Source organism: Halomonas sp. V046, from assembly GCF_052645355.1.
On sequence record NZ_JBQXYF010000086.1, the window covers coordinates 1 to 255 of the forward strand.

Sequence of the window (255 nt, forward strand, 5' to 3'; positions counted from 1 at the left end):
GCGTCTGCCTGTCGTTCTACGACTGGTACTGTGACCTGCCGCCGGCCAGCCCCCAGACCTGGGGCGAGCAGACCGACGTGCCCGAGTCCGCCGACTGGTACAACTCCGGCTACATCATCGCCTGGGGCTCCAACGTGCCCCAGACCCGTACCCCCGACGCCCACTTCTTCACCGAGGTGCGCTACAAGGGCACCAAGACGGTCTCCATCACCCCGGACTACGCCGAGGTCTCCAAGCTCACCGACGAGTGGCTCT

General features: G+C 66.3%; 1 protein-coding gene. It reads left to right on the forward strand.

Features of this window, described 5'->3' with window-relative positions; genetic code table 11:
* On the forward strand, positions 1–255 hold a 255-nt coding region (locus tag ACUN9Y_RS22360; protein WP_445462934.1), incomplete at both ends, for a molybdopterin-dependent oxidoreductase.